Raw genomic sequence first — 19,408 nt, 5'->3', positions numbered from 1 at the left:
GCACGCGGCGGGCGGCTCGGCCCATCGCGCCCGAGTTGCGCGGGGGCGAGCCGCCCGTACGTTGTGCGCCATGGCATTTTCGGGCTTGTTCCGCACCAAGGACATCGACGACGTCGTCGAGCAGAACTCCGACGACGGCCCCATGTCGGAGTCCGAGGGACCCCGTCTGTCGCGCCGCCTGGGCACGTCCGACCTCATCGGGTTCGGCATCGGCATCGTGATCGGCACGGGCATCTTCACGCTCACCGGCGTGCAGGCCAAGAACAACGCCGGCCCGGCCATCACCATCGCGTTCCTGGTCGCCGGCGTCGTCGCGATGCTGGCTGCCATCTGCTACGCCGAGCTGGCCGCCGCCGTCCCCACGGCCGGCAGCTCGTACACGTACGCCTACTCGACGATCGGCGAGCTGGCCGCGTGGGTCATCGCCTGGGACCTGATCCTGGAGTTCGCGCTCGGTGCCGCGGTGGTGGCGCGCGGCTGGTCCGGCTACCTGCAGGACGTCTTCAACCTTCCGCCAGCCTTCTTCGGCGAGGAGGACTCCGTCGTCAACCTCGGGGCCGTGTTCATCGTCGTGGTGCTGGGCGTGGTCGCCGCAGTCGGCATCCGCGAGTCCAAGTGGGTCACCAACGCCCTGGTCGTCATCAAGGTGGCCGTCTGCCTGTTCGTGATCGGCGTCGGCGCGTTCTTCGTCAAGGCCGCCAACTGGGACCCGGTCGTCCCGCCCTCGACCAAGCCCGAGGAGAGCGCGTCGGGCCTGCAGCAGCCGCTGTGGCAGTGGGTGACCGGCGCGGACGCCACGGCGTTCGGCGTCACCGGCGTGCTGGTGGCCGCCGCCGTCGTCTTCTTCGCGTACAGCGGCTTCGAGGCCGTCGCCAACCTGGGCGAGGAGACCGAGAAGCCCGAGAAGGACATGCCGCGCGGCCTGCTCGGCACCCTGGCCATCTGCACCCTGCTCTACGTCGGCGTCTGCATCGTCCTGACCGGCATGGTCAAGTACTCCGACCTCAGCGAGGGCGCGCCCATCTCGGACGCCTTCAAGCAGGTCGGCCTCGGCTGGGCCGGCATCCTCATCGGCATCGCCGCCGTCGCCGGTCTCACCTCGGTGATCCTGGTCGAGCTCGTCGCGATGGGCCGCATCGGCTACGCCCTGGCCCGCGACGGCCTGCTGCCGCGCTCGCTCGGCCAGCTGCACCCGACCTTCCACACGCCGGTCCGGCTGACGGTCATCATCGTCGTCGGTGTCGCGGCGCTGGCCGCGTTCGTGCCGATCCACACGCTCGCCGAGATGGTCTCGATCGGCACGCTCTTCGCGTTCCTGGTCGTCTCGGTCGCGGTGCTGGTCCTGCGCCGCACCAAGCCCGACCTCAAGCGTCCCTTCCGCACCCCGTGGGTCCCGGTCGTCCCGGTGCTCTCGGCGCTGGCCTGCGTGGCGCTCATGACGAACCTGGCCGTCGAGACCTGGCTGCGGTTCCTGGTCTGGCTCGTCGTCGGCCTGGCGATCTACCTGTTCTACGGCCGTCACCACACCCGTCTGGCCAAGGAAGGGGCCGCGCGCGCCGACTCGTGAGTAGCATCGGCGGCATGGGGGTACGACGTGCCGCGCGCCTGGCGCCGGCTGCACTGCTTCTCGCTGCCTGCACCCAGGTCCATCCGGGTGCCGCAGCGGTCGTCGACGGCCAGCGGTTCGGCTTCGACGACGTCGATGCGACCGCCCGCGCCTACTGCGAGCTGACCTCGCTGCAGGGCGCGACGCCCGACCCGGTCGCGCTGCGTCAGCAGGCGCTCGCCGACCGCGTCACGCTCGACGTCGCCCGCGACCTGGCCGAGCAGCGCGACGTCGTCGTGCCGCGCTCGGCCTGGATCGTCCCGGTCGCCGACCGTGAGGCGCTCGCCGAGGCGCTGCCGGACGCCGACACCCGGGCGGTGATCGAGGCGGCCGAGCTGAACGGACGGCTCTACGCCACGCTCGAGGCGCTCGGTGCCCCCGCCGGCTCGCCGGAGGTCGCTCGCGAGCAGGGGCGCGAGATCGTCGCCGACGAGCTCGCGACCCGCGACGTCGAGGTCGACCCGCGGCTCGGCCTGGACGAGTCGTTGCAGGTGGCCGGCTCGACCGGTGCGCTGTCCGTGCAGGCCGGCGACGTCGACCGTCCGGCCGTCACCGGCTGCGAGTGACGCCGTGCCCGTCCTGCAGCTGAGTCCGCGTGTCCCGCCCGGGCTGCTGACCGCGGAGGCCTGGGACCTGCTGCGCACCGCGCGCGAGGTGCTGGCCGACGACCTCTCGGCGCCGCACGTCGCCGCCGTGCGCCAGTCCGGCGTCCGGGTGCGGCAGGTGGCCGACCGGCCCGCCCACCTCGACCACGACGTCGTCTTCCTGACCACTGAGCCCGTCGACGCCGACGACCTGCTGGTCGGCTCCTACGACGTCCCGGGCGCGCACGTGCTCGACCTCGTGCACGTCATGGACCGGCTGCGCCGCGAGTGCCCCTGGACGCAGCAGCAGACCCACGAGGGCCTGGCCCGGTTCCTGCTCGAGGAGACGTACGAGACCCTCGAGACGATCGAGGACGGCGACCGCGACCACCTGCGCGAGGAGCTCGGCGACCTGCTCATGCAGGTGGTGTTCCACGCGCGCATCGCCGCCGAGTCGGCCGGCTGGGACCTCGACGACGTCGCCGACGGCATCACCGCCAAGCTGGTCAGCCGCAACCCGCACGTGTTCGGTGACGCGCAGGTGAGCAGCGTCGAGGAGATCGACGCGAACTGGGAGGCGATCAAGGCCGCCCAGAAGCAGCGCACGCGTCCCGACGAGGGCGTCCCACGGGCGCTGCCCGCGCTGGCCTACGCCGACACCGTGCTCGGCCGGCTCGGCGACCCGGACGTCGGCGGTGACGACCTGGGCTCACGGCTGCTGGCGCTCGTCGCCGAGGCGCGGCGGTCCGGGGTCGACCCCGAGGGAACGCTCCGCTCGCGCGTCCGCGACCTGCTGGCCTAGGAGCAGAACTCGCGGAAGTCGGCAGTCGTCACGTCCGTCGTGATGTCGCCCTCCGACCGCACCGTCGCGTGCTGGCCCTTCCGCGACACGTCGAGCGTCCCGAGCGGCATCCACGACGTCGACTCGCCCCAGCGACACGGCTGCGCCGCCCTGCGCAGCGGGAGGCCGATGAAGCGGGAGTCACCGGGCTCGAGCGTCGAGTCGATGACGACCTTCAGGCCCCGGGCCGTCTCGGACAGCGACTCCCGGTCCACCAGGAGCCCGAGCTGGCTGCTCTCGTCCTTCTCCAAGAGGTAGGACGACATGTCGTGCACGCGGACAGCGTGCTCGCCCTCGTTGCGCACGAGCATCGTCAGCATGCAACGGTCGGCCCGTTCGAGCTGCACGACGTACGCCGGCAGGTGGTCGGGCACGTCGCCCCGCTCGTCGTCCCGCTCAGCAGGGACGAACGGGACCGGCCCGTCGTCGCACACGAGCGACGACGGCAGCAGCCGCACGCCGTCGACCTCGGCCGCTGCGCGGCTCGTCCACCACCAGCCGGTGGAGACGGCGACGAGGGCCAGCACGAGCAGGCCGACGACGACGGTGGACAGGCGCACGCGCCGGCGCGCGGGCACGGTCTCGGACGAGGGAGTCACGCGCACACCCTGGCAGGCGCGGCGCCTGCGGTGCGGCATCTTCGGAGAACGAGGTGGCAGGACTAGGCTGGGGCCGCATCCGACGGACGACCCCCAGGAGAAGCACGTGGCAAGCATCGAGGCCGTAGGCGCCCGCGAGATCCTCGACTCGCGAGGCAACCCCACCGTCGAGGTCGAGGTCGCCCTCGACGACGGGACGATCGGACGTGCGGCGGTGCCGTCGGGCGCGTCGACCGGCCAGTTCGAGGCCGTGGAGCTGCGCGACGCCGGCGCCCGCTACCTGGGCAAGGGCGTGCTGAAGGCGGTCGAGAACGTCAACGCCACCCTCAACGAGGCGCTCGTCGGCTTCGACGCCGACGACCAGCGCTCGCTCGACCAGGCGATGCTCGACATCGACGGCACGCCGAACAAGGCCAACCTCGGCGCCAACGCGATCCTCGGCGTCTCGCTCGCGACCGCCCAGGCCGCCGCGGAGTCGGCCGGACTGCCGCTGTTCCGCTACGTCGGCGGTGCCAACGCGCACGTCCTGCCCGTGCCGATGATGAACATCCTCAACGGTGGTGCCCACGCCGACTCCAACGTCGACGTGCAGGAGTTCATGATCGCGCCGATCGGTGCCGACTCCTTCGCCGAGGCGCTGCGCCAGGGCGCGGAGGTCTACCACGCGCTCAAGTCGGTGCTGAAGGCCGACGGCCTGTCCACCGGCCTGGGCGACGAGGGCGGCTTCGCGCCGAACCTCTCGTCGAACCGTGCCGCGCTCGACCTCATCGCCAAGGCGGTCGAGAAGGCCGGCCTGACGCTGGGCACCGACATCGCGCTGGCCATGGACGTCGCCTCCAGCGAGTTCCACGGCGAGGGCGGCTACACCTTCGAGGGCGCGCTCAAGACGTCCGAGGAGATGGCCGAGTACTACGCCGGACTCGTCGATGCCTACCCGATCGTCTCGATCGAGGACCCGCTGGACGAGGAGGACTGGGCCGGCTGGGTGAACCTCACCGACCGCCTGGGTGACCGCGTGCAGCTCGTCGGCGACGACCTGTTCGTCACCAACGTCGAGCGCCTGGCCCGCGGCATCAACGAGGGTGCCGCCAACGCGCTGCTCGTCAAGGTCAACCAGATCGGCTCGCTCACCGAGACGCTTGACGCCGTCGAGCTGGCCCACCGTCACGGCTTCACGTCGATGATGAGCCACCGCTCGGGCGAGACCGAGGACGTCACCATCGCCGACCTCGCCGTCGCCACCAACTGCGGCCAGATCAAGACCGGCGCGCCCGCCCGCTCGGACCGTGTGGCCAAGTACAACCAGCTGCTGCGCATCGAGGAGCTGCTCGGCACGGCGGCGTCCTACGCCGGCGCGACGGCGTTCCCGAGGCTGTCGCTCTGAGGTGAGTCCGGTGGCCCCGTCGTCGAACCGTGGACCCGGTCGCGGCCCCTCGCGGAGCCGTCGGCCGGCCCGGTCGCGCACGGGGCCGTCGGCCGCCCCGACGACCGCGGCGGAGCCGGCCCTCGCGCCGGCCCGCCCGGCCCGCTTCACGACCCGCGCGATCATCCTGCTCGCGGTCGTGCTGCTGCTCGTCGCCTCGTACGTGACGAGCCTGAACGCCTGGTGGCAGCAGCGCCAGGAGATCCAGTCGACCAAGGCGCAGATCGCCACGACCAAGGCCGACATCGCCCGGCTGCGCGACGACGAGGCCCGGTGGGAGGACCCGGCGTACGTCGAGCAGCAGGCCCGGGCGCGCTTCGGCTGGGTCATGCCCGGCGAGGTCGGCTACCGGGTCATCGGGGCCGACGGCGAGGTGCAGGGCGAGGTCGCCGAGCTCGACGACGCGCCCGACGAGACCCCCGACAGCTGGCAGGCCCGGCTCTGGGCGTCGGTCGAGCAGGCCGACGTCCCCCCGCAGGACGTGAAGCAGGACGCCCCCGTGCCCTCCGACCCCGACAAGGTGCTGAAGAAGAAGTCGTGACCACCATCGACCCCGCCGACATCGAGGCCATCCAGGGCCAGCTCGGACGCGTGCCGCGTGGCATCGTCGAGATCGCGTCGCGCTGCCCCTCGGGCCACCCGAACGTCGTCAAGACCGAGCCGCGCCTGCCCGACGGCACGCCGTTCCCGACGCTGTACTACGTCACCTGCGACCGGCTCGCGGGCGAGATCGGCACCCTCGAGGCGTCCGGCCTCATGCGCGAGATGAGCGAGCGGCTCACCGAGGACGCCGACCTGGCCGCCGCCTACGCCGCCGCCCACACGTCCTACCTGGCCGAGCGCGAGGCGCTGGGCCACGTGCCCGAGATCAAGGACATCTCCGCCGGGGGCATGCCCACGCGGGTGAAGTGCCTGCACGTCCTCGTCGGCCACAGCCTGGCCGTCGGCCCCGGCGTGAACCCGCTCGGCGACGAGACGCTCGCGCTGCTCGGCGACTGGTGGGCCGGTACCCCGTGCGGTCCGCAGGAGCCGGACGCGCAGGAGTAGCCGAGTCGCGGTCACCCCCGACGGGGTCCACCATGGGCGCGGACCACACACGCCGATCCGGGGGGATCCATGACCGCGGCCGAGACCTCGTCCACGCGCACCGAGCGCAAGGACCGCACGCACTACCTGTACATCGCCGTCATCGTCGCCGTCGTGGCGGGCGTGACGCTCGGCTTCGTGGCGCCCGAGTTCGCCCAGGAGCTCAAGCCGCTCGGTGACCTGTTCGTGGCGCTGATCAAGATGATGATCGCGCCGGTCATCTTCTGCACGATCGTGCTCGGCGTCGGCTCGGTGGCCAGCGCCGCGCAGGTGGGCAAGGTCGGCGGCCTGGCCCTGGCCTACTTCGTGACCATGTCGACGTTCGCGCTGGCCATCGGCCTGATCGTCGGCAACCTGCTCGACCCCGGGGAGGGGTTGCAGCTCAGCGACGAGCTCGCCGCCACGGGCTCGGAACAGGTGGCCGAGAACGAGACCACGTGGGAGTTCCTGCTCGGCATCATCCCGGACACGCTCGTGTCGGCGCTGACGTCCGGCGAGGTGCTCCAGACGCTGCTCGTGGCCCTGCTGGTGGGCTTCGCCCTGCAGGCGATGGGCGAGACCGGCCAGCCGGTGCTCGTCGGCATCGGCTACATCCAGAAGGTCGTCTTCCGGGTGCTGGCGATGATCATGTGGCTGGCCCCGATCGGTGCGTTCGGCGCCATGGCCGCGGTCGTCGGTGCGACCGGCGTGGACGCGCTCAAGAGCCTCGCGACGGTGATGATCGGCTTCTACGTCACCTGCGTGCTGTTCGTCTTCGGCGTGCTCGGCTCGCTGCTGTGGGTGGTCACGCGGGTCAACATCTTCAAGCTGTTCAGGTACCTGGGCCGGGAGTTCCTGCTCATCCTGTCGACGTCGTCGTCGGAGTCGGCCCTGCCGCGGGTGATCGCCAAGATGGAGCACGCCGGGGTGGCGCAGTCGACCGTCGGCATCGTGGTGCCGACCGGCTACTCGTTCAACCTCGACGGCACCGCGATCTACCTGACGATGGCGTCGATCTTCGTCGCGGACGCCTTGGGCAAGCCGCTGTCGATCGGCGAGCAGGTCTCGCTGCTGGTGTTCATGATCATCGCGTCCAAGGGCGCCGCGGGCGTCACCGGCGCGGGCCTGGCGACGCTCGCCGGCGGTCTCAACTCCCACCGCCCGGAGCTGGTCGAGGGCGTCGGCCTCATCGTCGGCATCGACCGCTTCATGTCCGAGGCGCGGGCGCTGACGAACTTCGCCGGCAACTCGGTGGCCACCGTCCTCGTCGGGCACTGGACCCACACCGTCGACCGCGAGCGGCTCGACGCCGTCCTGGCCGGCGAGCGTCCGTTCGACGAGAGCCGGATGCTCGAGGACTGACGACGGGCGGCCCCGCCGTCCTTCGCTAGGCTCGCCCCCATGCTCGATGCCCAGCGTGTCGCCGCGATCGACTGCGGCACGAACTCGATCCGCCTGCTCGTGGCGGACGTCGACATCGACGGCACCAAGACCGACCTCGCCCGCGAGATGCGCATCGTCCGCCTCGGGCAGGGGGTCGACCGCACCGGCTTCCTGGCCGAGGAGGCGATCGAGCGCACCCTCGCGGCGCTGCGGGAGTACGCGGTGATCATCGCCGACCACGGCGTCGAGAAGATCCGCTTCTGCGCGACGTCCGCGACGCGTGACGCCACCAACTCGGCCGAGTTCGGCCAGCGGGTCGAGCGGGTCATCGGCGTGCGTCCGGAGGTCATCTCCGGCCTGAGCGAGTCGCGCTTCTCGTACGTCGGCGCGACCTGGGGCCTGCCGCCCGGCTCGCGCGCGGTGCTCGACATCGGTGGTGGCTCGACCGAGCTCGTCCTGGGCGACAAGCCGCTCGGCCCGGACGTGGGCGAGTCCTATGACATCGGCTCGGTGCGCATGACCGAGCGGTTCCTGCACGCCGACCCGCCCACGCTGGCCGAGATCGGCACCTGCCTGGACGCCTGCGACCGGCTGATCGGCCGCGAGCTGGAGAAGTACCCGCCGGTCACGACGCTCATCGGCGTCGCCGGCACCATCACGACGGTGGCCGCGCACGCGCTCGAGCTGCCCCGCTACGACAGCGAGGCGCTGCACGGCGCGCGCATCCCCGTCGCCGAGCTGGCCAGCGCCTGCCTGGCGCTGGCGTCGATGTCGGTGGCCGAGCGGCGGGACCTGCCGTTCATGCACCCGGGCCGCGCGGACGTCATCGGCGGCGGCGCGCTGGTGCTCGACTCGGTGCTCTCGCACCTGCCGCTGCAGACCGACGAGGTGGTCATCAGCGAGCACGACATCCTCGACGGCATCGCGCTGTCGTTCGTCCTTCCGCTGGACCAGCCGTGATCGGCCGCCGGCGCCCGACCCACCGGATCCACCTGCCCGCGCGGGTGCAGCCCGTCCACCGCGACGACTGGTACGAGGACCCGATCGAGGACGAGCTCGCCGCCGAGGGCGTCAAGGCGAAGGTGGTCGGCGGCGGCACGCTGCTCGACGGCCACGAGCGGGTGAAGGCGGTCGACATCGAGGTGCGCTGCACCGACCCCCGGTTCGTCGAGCTGGTCGCTGACGTGCTCGACGACTCGTGGGCGCCGCGCGGCTCGTACGTCGAGGACCTGCGCACGGGCGAGCGGACGCCGTTCGGGCGGTGCGCCGTGGTCGTCGCCCGCCTGCACGGGCACGTCCGCGCCGAGCTGGCCTACGACCACGTCCCCGGCAACGAGACCCTCATGGCGGCGTTCGGCGAGATGCGCGGGCCGATGAACGCGTCCGGCGTCGGCGTCATCCAGTCCTGGCAGCTGCAGGAGGAGTCGACCGACGTCGTGCTTCACGGGCCGGACGCGGACGCGCTCGTCGCGTTCGTGGAGTCCGAGCCCTGGTTCGCCGGGCTGACCGACGAGGTCGAGCTCGTCCGGGTGACGCCGTGAGCGAGCGGGCGGCGGACGCCGAGGCGTTCGAGGCCGAGCGCCCGCGCCTGGTGCGCCTGGCCGCCCGCATGCTCGACGACCGGGTCGAGGCCGAGGACGTCGTCCAGCAGTCGTGGCTGCGCCTGCACGGCACCGACCAGGAGGTCGGGAGCCTCCCGGCCTGGCTGACGACGGTGACGACCCGGCTGTGCCTGGACCGGCTGCGGGCCAAGGTGCCGGTGCCCGAGGAGCCGGTGGACGGCCCCGACACCGGTGACGACCCGGTCGAGGACGTCGTGCTGGCCGACTCGGTGGGGGAGGCGCTGTCCGTCGTCCTGGACCGGCTCTCGCCCAACGAGCGGGTGGCGTTCGTCCTGCACGACAGCTTCGGCCACGACTTCGCCACCGTCGCCGCCGTCCTCGACACGTCCCCGGCCGCGGCCCGCAAGCTCGCGTCGCGGGCCCGGGCGAAGCTCGCGGAGCCAGCGCCGACGTCCGTCCCGCCGCGGTGGGAGGTCGTGGACGCGTTCCTGTCCGCCGCCAAGGGCGGGCACCTCGACCGGCTCGTCGCGCTGCTCGCGCCCGACGTCGTGGTGGGCGCCGACGCGGCCGCCGCCGCGCTCGGCACGCCCACCAGCATCGTCGGGCGCGAGCAGGTGTCGGCGTTCTTCGACGGCTCCGCGCACGCCGCGCTGCCGGTCTTCGCCGCGGACCGGGCCGCCGCGGCGTGGATGGACCGCGGGCAGGCGCGCGTGGTGTTCGACTTCGACATCGCCGACGGCGTCGTCACCCGGATCGAGTTCCGGGCCGAGCCGTCGCTGCTGGCCACCGTCCGGCCCCGCCGCGACGGCGGCCCGGGCGGACGGGACGCACGCCGCGCGCAGGGCTGAGCGGGTCAGTCCGCCGGCAGCTCGGCGAACGCCTTCTTCATGTCGCGGTACCAGCCGAGCGACCTCTTCGGGTGGCGCCAGCGCCCCTTCATGTCCTCGCGGGCGGGCTCGTGCGCGGCGTCGCCGGCCTTGACCGCCTCGCGCAGGTGCTTGTCCTGGGCGTGGATGACGTCGTCGGCCGTCTCGCCCGTGTGCGCCAGGTCGCAGGGGCCGCCGAGCTGGCGGCAGGTCATGGTCTTCATGGTGGCTCCTCGTTCGGTGCGGTCAGGCGGGCGCCTGCTCCTACTGTGATGACGCACGAGGGGCACGCGGTGTGACACGCGGCCGGCCCGGGCATCATCAGGGGCATGACTGGACCGACGACGGACCTGCGCGTGAGCGTCCCCGAGGAGACCTGGCTGGCGTCGCTGGCCGACGAGCCCGGCACCGAGCTGGTGGTGTGGGACCCGCGCGAGGCCGACCAGCCCGACGGGCACCTCGACCTCGTGGTGTGGCCGTACGACCTCGGGGGTGGGAACGCGTTCACCCGCCTGGACGTGTCGCGGATCGGGCTCGTGCAGCTGCAGTCGCTGGGCTACGACGGCGTGGCCGACGCGATCGGCGACGGTGGCCGGGTCGCGAACGCGGTGGGCGTCCACGAGGAGTCGACCGCCGAGCTGGCCGTGGCGCTCACCCTCGCGGCCCTGCGCGAGCTGCCCTCGCACGTCCGCCAGCAGGAGCGGGGCGAGTGGCGCAAGGCGTTCACGTCCAGCCTCATCGACCGTCGCGTCATGCTGCTGGGCCACGGCGGCATCGGCACGCAGGTGGCGGCGCGGCTGGACGGCTTCGGCTGCGAGCTCGTGCGCGTCGCCTCGCGGGCCCGGGACGAGGACGGCGTCCACGTCCACGGCACCGACGAGCTGCACACGCTGCTGCCCACCGTGGACGTCGTGGTGGTCGCGGTGCCGTACTCGGAGGCGACGCACCACCTCGTCGACGCCGGCTTCCTCGCCGCGCTGCCCGACGGGGCGCTGGTCGTGAACGTCGCGCGCGGCAAGGTGGCCGACACCGACGCGATCGTGGCGGAGGCCGGGCGCCTGCGGTTCGCCTCCGACGTCTGGGACCCCGAGCCGCTGCCGTCCGGCCACCCGTTGTGGACCGCGCCCGGCGTGCTGGTGAGCCCGCACGTCGGCGGCATGACGTCCGCGATGCGTCCGCGGATCGAGCGGGTCGTGCGCGGCCAGCTCGCGCGGCTGCGTGCGGGGGAGGAGCCGGCCGACGTCGTGGTCGGCTGACGATTGACTTTCCATGTTGGAACATGATTGAGTTTCCGACATGGAAAACATTGACCCGCTCCAGGACGTCTCCGCCGCCCGCGCCGCCGCGGCCGACCGGCTGGTCTCGCCGTGGTGGTACCACCTGACGCTCGGCCTGCTGCTCGCCGCGTACGTCGTGGGCCTCACGCTCGGCGGCCCGCTGCTCGACCTGCTCGTCCTCGTGGTCTTCCTGGGGGCCGTGCTGCTCCTCATCCAGGCGTACCGGCGCGCCACCGGGATGTGGGTCACCGGCCTGGTCGACGGTCCGGCACGCCGCTGGTCGTACGCGATGGGCGGCTCGGTGTTCGTCGTCGCCCTGGCCGCCACGATCGTCCCGCGGCTGACCGACACGGTGTGGCCGATGTACGTGCTCGCCGCCCTGCTCGTGCCGGTCACCGTCGTGCTCGGCCGTCGCTTCGACGAGGCGCTGCGCCAGTCGATCCGGGAGCAGGCGTGACGGCGCAGTTCGACGAGGTCGTCCACGCCCCGAACCGGCTCAAGATCTGCGCCTTCCTGGACGCGACGGCGTCGGCCGAGTTCGGCGCCGTGCGCGACATGCTCGGTGCGGCCGACTCGGTGGTCAGCAAGCACGTGAAGGTGCTGCAGGACGCCGGCTACGTGAAGGTCTCCAAGCCCACCGGCAAGGGCCGGGTGCGCACGTGGCTGTCGCTCACACCGGCCGGTCGCACGGCGTACCGCGGGCACGTGGCCGCGCTGCGCGAGCTCGTCGGCGACCCGGGCACGCCGTCGGCTGACTAGGCTGACGCGCGCGCTCCCGTAGCCCAATCGGCAGAGGCGGACGGCTTAAACCCGTCGCAGTGTGGGTTCGAGTCCCACCGGGAGCACCAGAGCCTCACCGCGCGTCGCCTCCGGCGAGATGTGGACGCGAAAGCACCACGATCCTGACGATCGTGGTGCTTCTGCGTCCACATCTCGGGGGAGCCGGGCTCGGGTGAGGGACGCCGGGAGGTGGGGAGGCGGGACGCAGGGCTCGCGCAGTCGGGGAACTGCGGTCGCACCTGCGCCCCGCCGATCAGGGGGCGGCGCGGCTCAGATGGCCGCGCCCGCGGTGACCTGCCAGGCGAGCGCGTGCTCGCCGAACGGGGCCGGACGCTCGAGGATCGCGTCGGCCGCATGGCGGGCGATCGCGGGGCCGAGCTGGATGCCGTTGCCGCCGCCGCCGGCCGCGTACACGACCGAGGGCTGGTCCGGGTGCGGACCGGTGAGCGGCGACAGGGTGGACGTCATGGGGTACGTGCCGGTCCAGCTGCGTCCGATCGCCATGTCGTCGACGTTGTGCAGGCGGGGGAGCAGCAGCTCGATGATCCGCTCGACCTCGGGCATCGGCAGGCTGCCGAGCGCGACGTCGGGGTCGACCGTCGGCGCGATGGCCTCCTCGGTGTGCAGGCCGGCGATGAGCTGGTCGGCGCGCTCGGAGCGGAAGTACACGCCCTCGACGCCCGAGCCGGGGATGTAGTCCATGATGAACGGCGTGAACGGCACGTCGTGCGCGAGCTCGACCGTCACCGCGCCGTGCAGCTGCGGGGTCAGCGCCACCGGTGCGCCGAGCAGCTCGCCGACCGGGCCGGCCCACGAGCCGGCCGCGTTGACCACGACGTCGGCCTCGAAGACGCCGCGCGTGGTCTCCAGCCGCCACGCGTCGGGGCGCTCGGCCCCCAGCAGGCGGGTGCCGGTGTGCACGCGTCCGCCGGCGGCGCGCACCAGGCGGGCCAGCACCTGGCACACCTCGTAGCCGTCGACGTAGCCGTCCCAGGCGCCGAACAGGCCGCCGGACAGGTCGTCCACGACCAGGTGGCCCCAGCGCTTCGCGAGCTCGTCGGGGGTGAGCACGACGGCGTCCTCGATGCCGACCGCGCGCTGCGTCTCGATGCTCTCGCGGAAGCGCTCGAGGTCGGCGTCCGTGCGGCCCAGCCGCAGGTACCCGCCGTGGGTGAACGTGAGCTCGTGCTCGGCGACCAGGGCGCTGTAGACCTCGCGGCCGTAGGCACGCACGGCGACGTCCGCAGGCTCGAAGTACTGGGTCTCGACCATGCCGACGGACCGGCCGGACGACCCGTCGCCGGGGTGCGACATCTCCAGGACGTCCACCTCGACGCCGCCGGCCCGCACCAGGTCCCACGCCGTGAACAGTCCCGCCACTCCGCCGCCGACGACGACGACCCGCTTGTCCGCCACGTTGCCCGTTCCTCCCTGTCGACCGGCTGCTCCAGCCGCGTGGGCGTAAACATACAAGTATGTCGTTTTAGTTGACCAGCCCCTTCGCAGAATTCGTGGGGAAGCCGTGCCGCCGTGACCGGTACCACACGTCCGCGAGACCCGAGACCGGAAACGCCGTCGAAACACGATCGAAACCACCGCGACGAGAACTTCGGCGAAGGTCTGGGCAGGAAAAAGATAGTTGTGTATGTTAACGCCATTCGATGCGCGGGCATGACCGCGGTCACATCGCCGCCGGACCGGAAGGAACGCCATGAGCCAGAAGATCGACTACTCCTCGTCCACCCTCGGGGACGCCGACACGGAGCGTCGGTTCGAGGCTGCGCTGAGCGCGGCGCGCCAGGGCGACGCCCCGGTCGAGCCGCACGTGGTCGACGGTCAGGAGCTGCTCGAGGGCGCGCCCGTCGAGCGCCGCGACCCGTGCCTCGTGGACGTCGTCGTGGGCCGGGCCCACGAGGCCGACGCCGCGCTGGTCGACCGGGCGGTCGCCGCCGCCAAGGCCGCGGCCAAGGGCTGGCGCCGCACCCCCTACGCCGAGCGCAACGCGCTGCTGCTCGCCGCGCGCGACGAGCTGGCCGGGCAGGTGCCGGAGATCTCCGCGATCGTCTCGGCCGAGACCGGCAAGACCCGGCTCGAGGCCGTCGGCGAGGTGCAGGAGGTGCTCGACATGATCGCGCACTACACGCAGCTCATGGCCGACAACGACGGCTACGCCGTGCAGCAGACGTCGACCGAGACCGAGAAGAACTACGACGTCCTGGTGCCGGTCGGCGTGTTCGGCGTCATCTCCCCGTTCAACTTCCCGGCCGCCCTGCTGGTCGGCATGACCAGCGCCGCCCTGGTCACCGGCAACACCGTCGTGCTCAAGCCGTCGGACAAGACGCCGCGCTCCAGCGGGGTCATCGCCCGCATCCTGGCCGAGCACCTGCCGGCCGGCGTGCTCAACGTCGTCCACGGCGGTCCCGAGACCGGCAAGGCGCTCGCCGCCACGGACGTCGACGGCATCGCCTTCACCGGCTCGTCGGCCGTCGGCTGGCAGCTCGTCGAGACGCCCCGCCCGAACGGCCTGCCCCGCCCCGTGCTCGCCGAGATGGGCGGCCAGAACGTCGCCGTCGTCGCCGCCTCGGCCGACCTGGACGACGCGGCCAGCGGCATCGTGCGCTCGGCCTTCGGCCTCTCGGGCCAGAAGTGCAGCGCGTGCCGCCGCGTCGTGGTCGAGCGGTCGGTCGCCGACGAGCTCGCCGCCAAGATCGTCGAGCGGGCCGAGGCACTCGTCCTGGCCGACCCGATCGACCCGGCCGCGGGCCTCGGACCGGTCATCGACGACACCATCGCCACCCGTGTGGACGAGGCGATCGCGCTCGCCGCCGCCGACGGACGCGTGCTGACCGGCGGACGCGCCGACGACCTGCCGGGCAACTGGTTCCGCCCGGTCGTCGTCACCGACCTGCCGATCGGCCACCGCCTGACCCGCGAGGAGCTGTTCGCGCCGTTCCTGACGATCATCGCCGTGGACTCCTTCGAGGACGCCATGACCGAGGCCAACGCGGTCGAGTACGGCCTGTCCGCCGGCGTCTTCTCGGCCGATCCCGAGCAGGTCGACACCTTCCTGGACGAGATCGAGGCCGGCGTCCTGTACGTCAACCGCGCCGCGGGCGCCACGACCGGTGCGTGGCCGGGCGTGCAGTCCTTCTGCGGCTGGAAGCGCAGCGGCTCGACCGGCAAGGGCGGCCTGGGCGTGCACTACCTGCAGGGCTTCATGCGCGAGCAGAGCCGCACCATCGTGGTGGACGCGTGACGGGCCCCGAGCAGGCGGCGTACGCCGACCACCCGTTGGCGGCACGGGCGCGCGCCGTCATGCCCGGCGGCAACACCCGCTCGACGCTGTTCGTCCCGCCGACGCCGCCGTTCGCCGTCCGTGGCGAGGGCGCGTGGGTCGAGGACCAGCTCGGGCACCGCGTGCTCGACTGCAACAACAACTACACCGCGCTCGTCCACGGTCACGCCTTCGAGCCGGTGCAACGCGCCGTCGCGGACGTCGTGCCGCGCGGCACCGCCTTCGGGCTGCCGACGGGCGAGGACGTCGCCCTGGCCGAGCTGCTGCAGCAGCGCACGGGCCTGGACCTGTGGCGCTTCTCCAACTCGGGCACCGAGGCGGTCATGACGGCGCTGCGCGGGGCGCGGGCCGCGACCGGCCGTGACGTGATCATCCGCTTCGCCGGCAGCTACCACGGCACGACCGACGCGGTCGTGGACGTGGCGGCGCCCGGCGTCCCGGCCGCGGTGGGCCAGACCGTCGTGGTCGTCCCGCAGGGCGACCGGGCCGCGTACGACGCCGCGCTCGCCGAGCACGGGGACGACCTGGCGGGCGTCCTGGTCGACCTCATGCCCAACCGGGCCGGGCTCGTCCCGGCCGACCCGGACTTCGTCACCCACCTGCGCGAGACCACCCGCCGGCTCGGTGCCGTGCTGGTCGTCGACGAGGTCATCACCTACCGGCTCGGCGTCGGCGGGCTGCACCAGCGCTACGGCATCGAGCCCGACCTCGTGACCTTCGGCAAGGTCATCGGCGGCGGCTACCCGGTCGGTGGCCTCGGCGGCCGGGCCGAGATCATGGACGTGTTCGACCCGCGCCGCAGCGGGGCCGTCGGCTGGGGCGGCACGTTCAGCGCCAACCCGGTCACGATGACCGCCGGACGGGTGGCGCTGGAGCACCTCGACGAGACCGCGATCGCCCGTCTGGACCGGCTGGGCGAGCTGCTGCGCGGCCTGCTCGCCGAGGGTGGCGTCGCCGCCACCGGCGGCGGCTCGCTCACGCGCCTGCGCGAGCCCGTCGACGTGGGGGAGCTGTGGTGGCAGGCCTACCGCCGCGGCGTCATGGCGGGCACGAACGGCCTCGTCGCCCTGTCGACGCCGATGACCGAGGACGACGTCCGCACCATCGCCAGCGCGCTGGTGGACGCCGTCCGCACCGTGAAGAAGGAGACCCCCGCGTGACGACCGACCCCTCTGCCGGGCAGGCGATCCTCAGCCTGTCGAACGTCCGCAAGGAGTACGCCGGGCACGTGGCCGTCGACGACGTCGACCTCACCGTGTCGGCGGGCGAGGTCGTGGCGATCATCGGCCCGTCCGGCTCGGGCAAGAGCACGACGCTGCGCTGCATCAACCTGCTCGAGGTGCCGGACTCGGGCACCGTCAGCGTCCTCGGCCGCACGCTCGACACCGCCCGCGGCGTCAAGCACGCCGAGCTCATGCAGCTGCGCCGCGACGTGGGCATGGTGTTCCAGTCGTTCAACCTGTTCCCGCACCTGACCGTGCTGCGCAACGTGTCGCTGCCGCAGGAGCGTGTCCTGGGTCGCTCGCGCAAGGAGGCCGACGAGCGGTCCATGGCGCTGCTCGAGCAGGTCGGCCTGGCGAGCAAGGCGTCCGCCTACCCGCCCAAGTGCTCCGGCGGCCAGCAGCAGCGCGTGGCCATCGCCCGCGCGCTCGCCCTCGACCCCAAGGTGATGCTGTTCGACGAGCCGACCTCGGCGCTGGACCCCGAGCTCGGCTTGGAGGTGCTGGCCGTCATGCGTCAGCTCGCCGACAAGGGCATGACGATGATCGTGGTCACCCACGAGATCCACTTCGCCACCGAGGTCGCCGACCGCCTGGTCGTCATGTCCGACGGCCGGATCATCGAGCAGGGCGACCCCAAGGCCGTCCTCGCCGACCCCCAGGTCGAGCGCACCCGCACGTTCCTGTCGGCCATCCGGGACCGCTGATGGACCACCTCGTCATCATCCTCGAGGCGGTGCCGACGACGCTCGCCGTCACCGGCGCGTCCTTCGCGGTCGGTGCGCTGGTCGGGCTCGTCCTGGTGCTGCTGCGACGCACGCCGTGGCTGCTCGTGCGCGGCCTGGCCCGCCTGGTCGTGGACGTCCTGCGCGGCATCCCGCCGATCGTGCTGCTGTTCATCGTCTTCTTCGGCATCGGCAGCGGCGCGATCCGGCTCGACCCGTTCCAGGCCGCCGTCATCGCGCTCGGGCTCGTCTCGGCCGCGCACCTGTCGGAGGTCTACCGCGGCAGCCTGCTCGCGGTGCACCGCGGACAGTTCGAGGCCTGCCAGGCGCTCGGCCTGGGCCGGCGGACGACGTACGCCCGGGTCATCGCCCCGCAGGCCGCCCGCGTCGCCGTGCCCGGCATGGTCACCTGGGCGATCAGCCTGCTGAAGGACTCGGCGCTGGTCTCCACCATCGGCGTCGCCGAGATCATGCTCGTCGCCGGGCAGGACGCGCGCTCCACCGGCGCCGGCCTGCTCCCGTTCGTCCTGGCCAGCGCGGTCTACATCGCGCTCGGCACTCCGCTGGCGCTGCTCTCGCGCTACCTGGAGGACAGGCTCAGCATCGAGAGGAGCCGCTGATGTCGACGTCCCTGCTGAACGACTGGGCCGACTGGGCGCCGCGGCTGCTCGACGGCCTGGGCCTGAGCCTCAAGGTCACCGGGCTCAGCCTGGCGATCGGCCTCACGCTCGGCCTCGTGCTGGCGCTGTGGTCGTCGGCCAAGCGCCTGCCCGTCCGGCTGCCGGCCATCGTGCTGGTCGAGGTCGGTCGCGGCATGCCCGCCCTGGTCATGCTGCAGCTCATCTACTTCGGCCTGCCCGACGCGGGTCTCACCCTCGAGACCTTCCCGGCGGTCGTGGTGGCGCTGTCGCTGACCACGGCGGCGTACACCAGCGAGATCATCCGGGCCGGCCTGCGCGCCGTGCCGTCCGGCCAGCTCGAGGCGGCCTCCGCCCTGGGCATGTCCGGCGGCGACACGCAGCGGTTCGTCGTGATCCCGCAGGGCCTGCGCATCGCCCTGCCCACCCTCATGGGCTTCGCGATCCTGATCTTCCAGATCAGTGCGCTGGCCTACTCCGTCGGCCTGCCGGAGCTGCTGAGCCAGGCCTACTCGGTCGGGGCGGCGACGTACCGCTACCTCGACGTGCTGGTCCTGGCCGGGCTGTTCTACCTGGCCGTCACGATCCCTGCGAGCTGGCTCGTAGCCCGACTCGAACGGCGCCTCAACCGGCACCTGTGAGTCATCCACCACCCCACAAGGAGAAACCATGAAGTCCTCTGTGCTGCGCGTCGGTGGCGTCCTCGCCGCCGCCGCCCTCGTGCTGTCGGCCTGTGGCTCCGACTCGGAGTCCAGCGTCGCGGCCGACTGCAAGCCCGCGCACGACGTCTCGACGGTCAAGGAGGGGGTCCTGACCGTCGGCCTCACCAACACGCCGCCCTACTCGTTCGAGGAGGACCGCGAGATCGCCGGCATCGACTCCGACATCCTCAAGGTCCTCGCCGAGGAGGAGTGCCTGGAGATCGAGCACGCGCCGTACACGTACGCCGCGGCGATCCCCGCGGTGAACACCGGTCGCGTGGACGTCGCCGTCGGCGGCTTCTACCGCACCGAGGCGCGCGCCCAGGAGACGACGCTGAGCGCCCCGCTGTACGTGGACGAGCTGACCGTCATGTCCGAGGACGGCTACTCGACCGTCGACGACCTGCTGGGCAAGAAGATCGGCACCGTCGAGGGCTACCTGTGGGTCGACGCCCTCAAGGCGCTGCCCGGCACCGACCTGCGCGTCTACGCCGACTCCGGCGCCCTGGCCAACGACCTGAAGGCCGGACGCCTGGACGCCGCGCTGGACGGCTACGGCGCCGCGACCATCTCGGCCAAGGGCACCGACTTCGAGCTCGCCGTGCTCGAGGAGGACGACCGCGTGCCGGCCACCAACGAGCCGAGCCAGACCAGCATGCTCGTCCACCCCAAGGACGAGGCGCTGGTGAAGGCGCTCGACGAGCTGGTCGCCGCCATGCGTGAGGACGGCCGCCTGGTCGAGATCCTCGGCGACCACGGCCTGCCCGAGACGGCGGCCGAGGTGGGCGAGGCGCGCCTCGTCAGCTGACCACGTCACGGTCCCGACGGGACGTCGTCCGCACT

At 72.4% G+C, this 19,408-nt stretch carries 22 protein-coding genes and 1 tRNA gene; 20 read left to right on the top strand and 3 right to left on the bottom strand.

Annotated elements, in window-relative coordinates; genetic code table 11:
• Nucleotides 1-70 precede the first annotated feature (70 nt).
• From E0W78_RS09970 to E0W78_RS09960, 3 genes are read left to right on the top strand one after another with little or no spacing between them, the layout of a single operon-like run.
• Nucleotides 71-1,567 carry an amino acid permease gene (locus tag E0W78_RS09970; RefSeq protein WP_131403805.1) on the top strand — a complete coding sequence of 499 codons (1,497 nt, stop codon included), beginning with the start codon at nt 71-73 and terminating at the stop codon, nt 1,565-1,567.
• A 14-nt stretch (nt 1,568-1,581) separates the two neighbouring features.
• Nucleotides 1,582-2,172, top strand: a complete 591-nt coding sequence (locus tag E0W78_RS09965) for a hypothetical protein (protein ID WP_131403804.1) — start codon at nt 1,582-1,584, stop codon at nt 2,170-2,172.
• A 4-nt stretch (nt 2,173-2,176) separates the two neighbouring features.
• Nucleotides 2,177-2,992 carry a MazG family protein gene (locus tag E0W78_RS09960; RefSeq protein WP_131403803.1) on the top strand — a complete coding sequence of 272 codons (816 nt, stop codon included), beginning with the start codon at nt 2,177-2,179 and terminating at the stop codon, nt 2,990-2,992.
• Here E0W78_RS09960 and E0W78_RS09955 read toward each other — a convergent pair.
• Nucleotides 2,989-3,630, bottom strand: a complete 642-nt coding sequence (locus E0W78_RS09955; protein ID WP_131403802.1) for a hypothetical protein — start codon at nt 3,628-3,630, stop codon at nt 2,989-2,991. The genes E0W78_RS09960 and E0W78_RS09955 overlap by 4 nt on opposite strands.
• Before the next feature lie 106 nt (nt 3,631-3,736).
• On the opposite strand from E0W78_RS09955, the gene eno reads away from it, so the two are divergent.
• The 7 genes from eno to E0W78_RS09920 all read left to right on the top strand — a co-directional run bounded on the left by eno (nt 3,737) and on the right by E0W78_RS09920 (nt 9,911).
• On the top strand, nt 3,737-5,014 hold the full coding sequence (eno, locus tag E0W78_RS09950) for a phosphopyruvate hydratase (RefSeq protein ID WP_131403801.1): 1,278 nt from the start codon (nt 3,737-3,739) through the stop codon (nt 5,012-5,014).
• 10 nt (nt 5,015-5,024) lie between these two features.
• Nucleotides 5,025-5,594 carry a septum formation initiator family protein gene (locus tag E0W78_RS09945; protein WP_165570463.1) on the top strand — a complete coding sequence of 190 codons (570 nt, stop codon included), beginning with the start codon at nt 5,025-5,027 and terminating at the stop codon, nt 5,592-5,594.
• A complete protein-coding gene (locus tag E0W78_RS09940; protein WP_131403799.1) occupies nt 5,591-6,100 on the top strand; it encodes a DUF501 domain-containing protein in 510 nt (169 codons plus the stop codon). Before E0W78_RS09945 ends, E0W78_RS09940 begins: the two co-directional genes overlap by 4 nt.
• Nucleotides 6,101-6,169: 69 nt before the next feature.
• A complete protein-coding gene (locus E0W78_RS09935; RefSeq protein ID WP_131403798.1) occupies nt 6,170-7,480 on the top strand; it encodes a cation:dicarboxylase symporter family transporter in 1,311 nt (436 codons plus the stop codon).
• 39 nt (nt 7,481-7,519) lie between these two features.
• Nucleotides 7,520-8,461, top strand: a complete 942-nt coding sequence (locus E0W78_RS09930) for a Ppx/GppA phosphatase family protein (protein ID WP_131403797.1) — start codon at nt 7,520-7,522, stop codon at nt 8,459-8,461.
• Nucleotides 8,458-9,042 (top strand): hypothetical protein, encoded by a 585-nt coding sequence (locus E0W78_RS09925; RefSeq protein ID WP_131403796.1) that lies wholly within the window; start codon nt 8,458-8,460, stop codon nt 9,040-9,042. Before E0W78_RS09930 ends, E0W78_RS09925 begins: the two co-directional genes overlap by 4 nt.
• A complete protein-coding gene (locus E0W78_RS09920) occupies nt 9,039-9,911 on the top strand; it encodes a sigma-70 family RNA polymerase sigma factor (protein WP_131403795.1) in 873 nt (290 codons plus the stop codon). Before E0W78_RS09925 ends, E0W78_RS09920 begins: the two co-directional genes overlap by 4 nt.
• Before the next feature lie 5 nt (nt 9,912-9,916).
• Here E0W78_RS09920 and E0W78_RS09915 read toward each other — a convergent pair whose 3' ends face one another.
• Nucleotides 9,917-10,153, bottom strand: a complete 237-nt coding sequence (locus tag E0W78_RS09915; protein WP_131403794.1) for a hypothetical protein — start codon at nt 10,151-10,153, stop codon at nt 9,917-9,919.
• Between the two features lie 105 nt (nt 10,154-10,258).
• Here E0W78_RS09915 and E0W78_RS09910 point away from each other — a divergent pair, with 105 nt between their 5' ends.
• The 4 genes from E0W78_RS09910 to E0W78_RS09895 all read left to right on the top strand — a co-directional run bounded on the left by E0W78_RS09910 (nt 10,259) and on the right by E0W78_RS09895 (nt 12,054).
• Entirely contained in the window at nt 10,259-11,185 is a 927-nt protein-coding gene (locus E0W78_RS09910) for an NAD(P)-dependent oxidoreductase (protein WP_131403793.1), read from the top strand.
• Between the two features lie 40 nt (nt 11,186-11,225).
• A complete protein-coding gene (locus E0W78_RS09905) occupies nt 11,226-11,663 on the top strand; it encodes a hypothetical protein (RefSeq protein WP_131403792.1) in 438 nt (145 codons plus the stop codon).
• Nucleotides 11,660-11,965 (top strand): transcriptional regulator, encoded by a 306-nt coding sequence (locus tag E0W78_RS09900; protein WP_131403791.1) that lies wholly within the window; start codon nt 11,660-11,662, stop codon nt 11,963-11,965. The genes E0W78_RS09905 and E0W78_RS09900 overlap by 4 nt, the downstream gene beginning before the upstream one ends.
• Before the next feature lie 12 nt (nt 11,966-11,977).
• Nucleotides 11,978-12,054, top strand: a tRNA-Leu gene (locus E0W78_RS09895).
• Between the two features lie 202 nt (nt 12,055-12,256).
• Here E0W78_RS09895 and E0W78_RS09890 read toward each other — a convergent pair.
• Nucleotides 12,257-13,402 carry an FAD-dependent oxidoreductase gene (locus E0W78_RS09890; protein ID WP_165570462.1) on the bottom strand — a complete coding sequence of 382 codons (1,146 nt, stop codon included), beginning with the start codon at nt 13,400-13,402 and terminating at the stop codon, nt 12,257-12,259.
• A gap of 295 nt (nt 13,403-13,697) precedes the next feature.
• Here E0W78_RS09890 and E0W78_RS09885 point away from each other — a divergent pair, with 295 nt between their 5' ends.
• The 6 genes from E0W78_RS09885 to E0W78_RS09860 are packed head-to-tail and all read left to right on the top strand — an operon-like array spanning nt 13,698 to nt 19,373.
• Nucleotides 13,698-15,242, top strand: a complete 1,545-nt coding sequence (locus E0W78_RS09885) for an aldehyde dehydrogenase family protein (protein ID WP_131403789.1) — start codon at nt 13,698-13,700, stop codon at nt 15,240-15,242.
• Nucleotides 15,239-16,441 carry an aminotransferase class III-fold pyridoxal phosphate-dependent enzyme gene (locus tag E0W78_RS09880; RefSeq protein ID WP_207392711.1) on the top strand — a complete coding sequence of 401 codons (1,203 nt, stop codon included), beginning with the start codon at nt 15,239-15,241 and terminating at the stop codon, nt 16,439-16,441. Before E0W78_RS09885 ends, E0W78_RS09880 begins: the two co-directional genes overlap by 4 nt.
• Nucleotides 16,438-17,208 (top strand): amino acid ABC transporter ATP-binding protein, encoded by a 771-nt coding sequence (locus tag E0W78_RS09875; RefSeq protein ID WP_131403788.1) that lies wholly within the window; start codon nt 16,438-16,440, stop codon nt 17,206-17,208. The genes E0W78_RS09880 and E0W78_RS09875 overlap by 4 nt, the downstream gene beginning before the upstream one ends.
• On the top strand, nt 17,208-17,846 hold the full coding sequence (locus E0W78_RS09870) for an amino acid ABC transporter permease (RefSeq protein WP_131403787.1): 639 nt from the start codon (nt 17,208-17,210) through the stop codon (nt 17,844-17,846). Before E0W78_RS09875 ends, E0W78_RS09870 begins: the two co-directional genes overlap by 1 nt.
• On the top strand, nt 17,846-18,505 hold the full coding sequence (locus E0W78_RS09865; protein ID WP_131403786.1) for an amino acid ABC transporter permease: 660 nt from the start codon (nt 17,846-17,848) through the stop codon (nt 18,503-18,505). Before E0W78_RS09870 ends, E0W78_RS09865 begins: the two co-directional genes overlap by 1 nt.
• A 28-nt stretch (nt 18,506-18,533) precedes the next feature.
• A complete protein-coding gene (locus E0W78_RS09860) occupies nt 18,534-19,373 on the top strand; it encodes an ABC transporter substrate-binding protein (RefSeq protein WP_131403785.1) in 840 nt (279 codons plus the stop codon).
• Nucleotides 19,374-19,408 lie beyond the last annotated feature (35 nt).

Origin of the sequence: Aeromicrobium sp. IC_218 (assembly GCF_004336805.1) — a bacterium.
In the GTDB taxonomy this organism is placed as follows: Bacteria; Actinomycetota; Actinomycetes; order Propionibacteriales; family Nocardioidaceae; genus Aeromicrobium.
This window is presented reverse-complemented; position numbering and strand designations above follow the sequence as displayed.